Source organism: Bartonella sp. AU15XJBT, from assembly GCF_028618615.1.
Classification (GTDB): Bacteria; Pseudomonadota; Alphaproteobacteria; order Rhizobiales; family Rhizobiaceae; genus Bartonella.
The window spans coordinates 1-7,245 of record NZ_JAQITG010000044.1; the positions used below are offsets into that span (position 1 = coordinate 1).

The 7,245-nt window shown below is 42.2% G+C and carries 7 protein-coding genes; 5 read left to right on the forward strand and 2 right to left on the reverse strand.

Features of this window, described 5'->3' with window-relative positions; translation table 11 throughout:
- The 4 genes from PVV57_RS09350 to PVV57_RS09365 form a co-directional block, all read left to right on the forward strand.
- On the forward strand, positions 1–3,281 hold a 3,281-nt coding region (locus PVV57_RS09350), incomplete at its 5' end, for a hemagglutinin repeat-containing protein (protein WP_273783951.1).
- A complete protein-coding gene (locus PVV57_RS09355) occupies positions 3,278–3,682 on the forward strand; it encodes a hypothetical protein (protein WP_273783952.1) in 405 nt (134 codons plus the stop codon). The genes PVV57_RS09350 and PVV57_RS09355, both read left to right, overlap by 4 nt.
- Positions 3,683–3,694: 12 nt before the next feature.
- Positions 3,695–4,459, forward strand: a complete 765-nt coding sequence (locus PVV57_RS09360) for a filamentous hemagglutinin (protein ID WP_273783956.1) — start codon at positions 3,695–3,697, stop codon at positions 4,457–4,459.
- Positions 4,456–4,863, forward strand: coding sequence for a hypothetical protein (locus tag PVV57_RS09365; protein ID WP_273783953.1), 408 nt, complete (start codon positions 4,456–4,458; stop codon positions 4,861–4,863). The genes PVV57_RS09360 and PVV57_RS09365 overlap by 4 nt, the downstream gene beginning before the upstream one ends.
- Positions 4,864–5,076: 213 nt before the next feature.
- Here PVV57_RS09365 and PVV57_RS09370 read toward each other — a convergent pair whose 3' ends face one another.
- A complete protein-coding gene (locus PVV57_RS09370; RefSeq protein WP_007347209.1) occupies positions 5,077–5,277 on the reverse strand; it encodes an AlpA family transcriptional regulator in 201 nt (66 codons plus the stop codon).
- A gap of 207 nt (positions 5,278–5,484) precedes the next feature.
- Positions 5,485–6,651 (reverse strand): site-specific integrase, encoded by a 1,167-nt coding sequence (locus PVV57_RS09375; protein WP_273783954.1) that lies wholly within the window; start codon positions 6,649–6,651, stop codon positions 5,485–5,487.
- Between the two features lie 224 nt (positions 6,652–6,875).
- Between PVV57_RS09375 and PVV57_RS09380 the strand changes: the two genes are divergently transcribed.
- Positions 6,876–7,245, forward strand: a 370-nt coding sequence (locus tag PVV57_RS09380; RefSeq protein ID WP_273783955.1) for a hypothetical protein, incomplete at its 3' end; no start/stop codon positions are given.

Genomic DNA, 7,245 nt, shown 5'->3' on the forward strand with positions numbered 1-7,245 from the left:
TACATTATGAAATGTCGTACCACAAAGAGGGAGGAGCATTTAGTAGCAGCAAATCTGAGCATAACAAGGTTGATGCGACAGAAGTTGTGGGTTCACTCATAACAGGGGGCAAAGGCGTTGCGATTGATTCTGGAAACAACACGGAAGTTGTCGCCTCGGCGCTCATAGCCGGTAAGGCAGAGAAAACGTCAGGAGAGGAAGCACCAGAAGAACAGAAACAAGCGGATATTACCATTCACTCTGGGGGAAAGATTGTCATCAAAGGCGCCCAAGAACACTTTGACCAGCAAGCACAATCGTCTTCAAGTGGCTTTTTGCATGAGGAATCTTCTGATACATCTCAATCGCATAGCACAACGGTCTCCTCTGTTCTGGGTGCAACGGGCAACATCGTGTTAGACGCACAAGGAGAAGCCAAGATTTCTGCTTCTCATCTGCTTTCCGGTCAAGATATCAATGTGAGTGGAGAAAGTGTGACGATTGATGGCATGACAGATCACCATAAGAGCCATTCAGAGACCCATGAAACGGGTTTTGGTGTGGGATCAGGCAAGGGCTTTGTGTCGATATATGGCAGTGAGGGAAAGACAGAGAATGAAGAGAGTTTTGAACATCAAGGCTCTTCTCTCAATGCGGATGGCACGATCAACATCACTGCCAAGAAAAAAGATGTGACAATTGTTGGCTCTGATTTTGCAGGTGAGAATATTAACCTTTCAGCAGCGCATGATGTCAATGTGCTTGTTGGTCATAATAGCCATAAGTCAAACTCTGTAGAAGAACGGGAAGGTTTTGGGTTTCAGTTTGAAAAAAGCAAAAGCGGTGCTTCTGTAGGTGTTGGAATTGCAAGCGCTAAAGATACGGGCGATCAATGGGAAACCACTTCCACACAATCACACATCACGGCACGCCAAGATGTGCAGATTACTGCTGACAATGATGTAAACATGCAAGCAGCCAATGTTTCGGCGGATCGTGATGTCAACATTGATGCTGGCAATAATATCACCCTATCAGAAAGCCATGATACCTCTAACGCAAAAGAAAAGCATGAAAAGTCTTTTGCTGGTGTGACAGCCTCTGTCAATGTGGGCATTCTTGGTGCCGTACAAGATGTAAGGGATGCAGCCAAACGTTTTGGTCATGGGGATACAAAACACAAAATCGGTAATGGTCTTATTGCTGGTCTAAAAGGCTATGATCTCTATAGTAAAGGCAAAGGTCTTTATAATGGGTTGAAAGGTGGAAACAAACAGTCTATTCGTGATATTGCTGATGTTTCTGCTAGCGTAACCGTGGGCTTTAAGACAGAGAAGGCAGAAGCCTCTGTTCAGACCTCTACTTCGGTGACAGATAGCATAGAAGGCGGGCGTTCTATTAATATACATGCCCACGAAGGCAGCATTCATAGTGTTGGCGCTGATATTATCGCTGGTACCAATCCAATCTATGCAAATGATGAGCAGAGCGGGAATATCACCATGGGAGCAGGTAAAGATATCCTCTTTGAAAGTGCGCAAAACACGCAAAGCACACAAAACCATAACCAAAGCGCTTCGATGAATATTGGGTATAGTTATGGTACCAGTGGTACAGGGTGGATGGGGAATGCTTCTTTTGGTAAAGGTAAGGGTTCCAGTGAGGAAGTTCAACACAAAAACAGCCATATTATAGGCACCGGCACAGTTCATACCATAAGTCAGGGAAATACCACACTGGCAGGCGCCGTGGTTTCTGGAGAGCGTGTAGAAATGGAAGTAGGGGGTGATTTTGCCATTACCAGCCGCAGTGATACGGGACAAAGTTCCAGCAAGCAAGACTCTTTGTCTATTGGGTTTAATGGTGGAAAAAAGGATGATGCAGCCACAACCAATATTTCCTTGAACAAGGATAAATCCTCTAGCGATTATCATAGTGTTGTAGAACAATCAGGCATCAAAGCGGGTGATGGCGGCTTTAAGATCAACGTTAAAGATAAAACAACGCTGACTGGAGGACTTATTTCCAGCACAGCCTCGGCGAACAAAAACAGCCTGACCACAGGAAGCATCAGCACCAGTGATATCAGCAACAGTGCGCATGCGCAAACCAGCAGCCAAGGTTTAAGCATTTCTGCGGGTGGTCCGATGTATCAAGGCAAATATGGTGTCGGGAAAAACATTGCCAAAAATGTCTTAGATCATTCAAAAGCTAAAGATTCAGAGGAAGGATACACCAAATCTGCCATTAGCGATGGCACCATCGTCATTACTGATGAAGCAGGGCAGAAGGCATTGACAGGACAAGACGTGGAACAAGCCATAGCCTCCCTTAATCGTGATACTGCCACCGCCCATAAGGGTGTACAACAGCTCGATGTAGGCAAGCTGGAACAAATCGTCCATGAAAACCGTGAAATGGTAACGCAACTCTTAGAAGAAGGGTTTAAATACAGCGATGATTCCTATAAAACTATGTTTATCAAAGAGCACCCCATCGCCGTGGTCGACCGTGATGAAAAGGGTAATATAATCTATGAAATAGATGCAAATGGGGTACCTATAAGAGACGCTCGTGGACAACCAATACCTCACGCACATTATTTAACGGATGAAGAAAAGCAGCATTTACAAGAGGGTGCTAATGGCAAGGTGCATGTGTCCTTTAATGGCATCTTTACTCCACCAGAGGAAGCCGCTGTTTATGCGGTTCAACATGCGAAGGATAAAAATGCACCGCTTTATTTTGTTGTGTTCCCCCAAGCCGATTCTGCTATCTCAGAACTTTTGGTCGCGGGCTATCAGAAGTTTATGGAAAATAACTTTTGGGGTTTGACCAATTCCACACAAGAAGCAAAAGATTTGGTGTATAGCCATGGTATTACAGGGTTGGAACTTTATGGACATAGCCGTGGTACCATGACATTGGGGAATATGCTGTATTCTTTCAAACAAGAAGGTGTGCACGGGATAGCCGACAACACGAATATCAATTTCTATGGACCAGCCTTTAATGCTTTAGTTGCATCCGGTCTGTTAGGTTATGTGAGTGATGGCAAACAAACCACTATTGGCTTTGATGGGCATAGATTTGACTTTGTAAGCCGATGGATTGGCGGTAATGGCTATACTTATGAGACAATACCTGCTGGCAGTAACTGGTGGACAGAATGGTGGAGAGTGACCATGAATCCCATAAGCTCCCATACCTGTCTTGGAGATGCGAGTGATATATGCAAAAAGCGTTACGGCCCTTCTCATCGTGAACAATTTCCTTTAAGTAAATCAAGGAGTAAAAAATGAACATATTGTTTAAATTACTTAGTATAATAGTTTTATTAAGTATAGTGGGATGTCAGTTTAATAAAACTCCTTCATCATCTTTGGCGATGTGGGAAAAGCCTGGAGCAGATTTTACTGAAATAGGAAAAGCATTATTAGAATGTGGTATGCCAACGCCTTATGATGTATTTCCAGAAAATAGAAAGTTAAGTTTAAATAAAAAGGCGTTCATTGATTCTTGTATGGTTCAATCAGGATTCCGCTATAAAGATACAGAAGCAGGAACGTGGTGTGAGAATTTTCAAGGAAAGAATCTTCCGGCTTGTCGTCCAGGCGCTGTGATCCCGAGTCCCAGTGTCAAGAAGCGCTTGAACAGCCCTTTTTGTAAAAAATATAAAAACGCACCTGAATGCAAACCTTAAGTTTTGTTTGTGATGACCAACAATCCGCCATTCTTACCTTCGCTTGGAATGGCTGGATTGTTTTCTCACTTTCATTATTTAACGGATGAAGAAAAGCAGCATTTACAAGCTGGTTCTGATGGCAAGGTGCATGTGTTCCTCAATGGCATTTTTACCCCACCCTATGAGGCGGCTGTTTATGCTGAGCAACATGCAGAGAATAAAAATGTACCGCTTTATTTTGTTGTGTTCCCCCAAGCTGATTCTGCCATATCAGAACTTCTGGTAGCAGGCTATCAGAAGTTCATGGAAAATAACTTTTGGGGTTTGACCAATTCCACACAAGAAGCAAAAGATTTGGTGTATAGCCATGGTATTACAGGGTTAGAACTTTATGGACATAGCCGTGGTACCATGACATTGGGGAATATGCTGTATTCTTTCAAACAAGAAGGTGTTCACGGTATAGCAAAGGAAACAACGATTAATTTCTTTGGACCAGCTTATAATACTCAAAACATGGCAGATATATTATATATCTTAAGTGATGGAAAGCAGGATTATGTAAACTTGGAAAATCATAAATATGACTTTGTGGGTACAAAGATTGGCAAAAATCCTTACACTTTTGAGCAAATACCTCCTGGAAGTGGTCCTTGGAAAGAAGCAGGGCAAATATTTAAAGGCTACCCCAGTGTCCATGTTTGTTATGGACATCCAAGTGATGCTTGTACAAAGTTCTATGGTTTACCTAATCGTACGCCAATTTATTCAAAATATTCAGGGAGGAAAAAATGAAATACATATTACAACTATTAAGCGGGCTCGTTCTGTTAACTATCGCTGGATGTAACATCGACAAGCCTCCTCTAGGCAACGTATATGGCTGGGAGAAGCCAGGAGCAGACTTTACTGAGGTAGGAAAAGCATTGTTAGAATGTGGAATGCCAAGTCCTGAATATCTTGATAGAGAAAATAGGCGCTTGAGCTATAATGATAGTGCAACAATTTATGCTTGCATGATCCAAGCAGGGTTCCGTGATAAACTTGTAAGAGAGGTAGGAACTTGGTGTGAGAACTTTAAAGCTGAGAACCTTCCGATTTGTCGTCCAGGTGCTGTCATACCACAGCGCAGTGTCAAGAAGCGCTTAAACAGCCCGTTTTGTAAAAAGCATCCAGAACAACCTGAATGCGAGCCTTAAGTTTTGTTTGTAATGACCGACAATCCGCCATCCTTGCCTTCGCTTGGAATGGCTGGATTGTTTTCTCAATCTAACATCTCAATATTGTATGTAAAGCAATATGGCGTAGAATGTACTTAGTAATCCTATAACGTTGCGTCATAGGACAGATTGTGCACTCTCTAGGGTGATGAGCTTGAGAAAGCCTTGTCCGTCCTTACGTGACAAGGTTTTTTATGCCGCGTCACTTTGACGTTGCTGTTTTGCTTGCTCGATGACATTCAAAAGATCTGATTGTAACCAACGCGATAAAAAACCAAATTTTAAAGGTTTTGGCAAAGAGCCATTGGTAACATGACGGCGGAATGTTGAGACACTCATATGAAGCAATTTTGCACTTTCACGGTCTGTTAAAAGAATATCATTTTCTGTCATACTAAAATCCTTTCTATCAAAAAATGAGAACAAATCATAACTATTTATTAACCACATTTTGGTTCATTTTTGAAGGTATTTTATTCATAGAAAACAATATTTTATCATATAATTTCTGATGTGATAAGTTATGACTCTTATTGAGAAAGAATGAGAGAAAAGAGAGCTAAAGTTATCCGCAGATCATGGGGTTATTCACCCCATATCTTAAGATTGACCCGTGATATAAGCCGCCCATTTATCCATATAAACGCGGCGCTGTTCTAGATAATCAGTCCGACGATAGGCACGCTCTACTTTACCGCCGACCGTATGACTTAGAATGGTTTCAGCGACCTCATAGGGGGCGTCTGTTGTTTCAGCAAGCCAATTGCGTAAACTAGAACGAAAACCATGGGGGCAGGCTTCAATTTTATTTTTTCTCATATACGTAGCCATACATTTCTCAGCGAGGGGACCACGACCTCTAGCAGAAAAAAAGAAATCATTACGAGAGAGCAAGCGCGCTTGTTTTAGAATTTCTAATGCTTCTGTTGATAGAGGCACGCGAAATTCTGTTGTAGCATCACGCCTTCCTTTCATATTCTCAGCAGGGATTGTCCATATATCCTCCTCAACTTGATCTTTATGAATATGACGTAAAGGATTGGTACGAACGCCTGTCAGAATAAGCAAACGCAAAGCCAGTTGTGTTATGGTTGATGCTTCACAGAGTGTTTTATAAAAAGCCGGAACCTCTCTCCAATCCATGGCTGGTAAATTTTGCGTTTTATGACGTTGTTTACCTAAGAGCGCGCGTGCTTTTTCTGTTGCTTGTAAATCAACATTCAATCCTAATGCAGCCGCATGTTTGAGACAAAGGTTGAGACGAATAAGAGCTCTATTAGCAGTTCCAGCTTTTGTATGCCAAATAGGGGCAAGAACATTGCGTATCTCTGTTTGTGTAATCTCAGAAACGGGAAGACAGCCTAATTTGGGAAGAATATGAAGGCGTAATGGTAAAAACCAATCCCCATCTTTACCATCATTTTTTAATTCAGCTTTACGACTTTCAAAAGCATCCAACGCGATATCTTTTAAATAATGGAGATTACTTATTGCCTCACGCTTTTGTTTTTCACGTTCTTTAATAGGGTCACGCCCTTCACGAAGAACAGAACGCCACCCAGTTGCCAATTCACGTGCTTGTTTTAAAGAAACATCTCTCAAGGCACCCAAGCCCATTTCGCGGCGCCGACCATGAATGGTATAACGGTAAATCCATTGAGCACCTCCATCTTTACGCTTATGAAGTAACAAGCCGGCACCATCATTATATTTGCCAGCCCCCAATGTTGCGACAGCCCTTGCATTAAGACGGTTCATAAGAGCCATTTTTAGTCCTTTCTTATACAAATTTGATCCACACGCTCATCCCACTTGTTATGTGCAAATAGTGGTTTTGATTGATTCAAGATAAACAGATTTGAAATGAGAGAATCTTACGTTATTCGGGACTCTCATTCAACATACAAAACAGTGAATTATCATTATAAATCAATATCTTGTACAATGATTACGGGATTCAATGTTGATTTACGTCCTTTAGGCAGAGGGTAATGGCAAAAGTCTATTTGACCACGTCTTGGGATACGGAGCGTATAGCGCCTTATCTAGAGGAAATTATTGCGTCATTTCGAGGGTATGTTGAGCGTTTCAAACATGAAATGACGTTGCAGGAACTGATTGAAGCCATTTGCACGGGCAAGAAACAGTTATGGCTTGTTTTGGATGATGAAGAGCGATTTTTAGCGGCTGTTACGACCCAGATACAACAGACAGTTTTAGGAAAGAAACGCGCGCTCATTTGTGAATGTAGTGGGAAGGGTGTTCTTGATCAAGTTGACAATTTGCAGGTTGCAGAGGATTGGGCGCGTGAGAATGGCGCTTTTGAGATAGAGATTTTAGGGCGTTTGGGTTGGAAACGTG

What these genes read in the sequence shown, in the direction of transcription:
- PVV57_RS09355 (WP_273783952.1), top strand. Translation starts at nt 3,278, where the DNA reads ATGAACATATTGTTTAAATTACTTAGTATAATAGTTTTATTAAGTATA.
- PVV57_RS09360 (WP_273783956.1), top strand. Translation starts at nt 3,695, where the DNA reads ATGACCAACAATCCGCCATTCTTACCTTCGCTTGGAATGGCTGGATTG.
- PVV57_RS09365 (WP_273783953.1), top strand. Translation starts at nt 4,456, where the DNA reads ATGAAATACATATTACAACTATTAAGCGGGCTCGTTCTGTTAACTATC.
- PVV57_RS09370 (WP_007347209.1), bottom strand. Translation starts at nt 5,277, where the DNA reads ATGACAGAAAATGATATTCTTTTAACAGACCGTGAAAGTGCAAAATTG.
- PVV57_RS09375 (WP_273783954.1), bottom strand. Translation starts at nt 6,651, where the DNA reads ATGGCTCTTATGAACCGTCTTAATGCAAGGGCTGTCGCAACATTGGGG.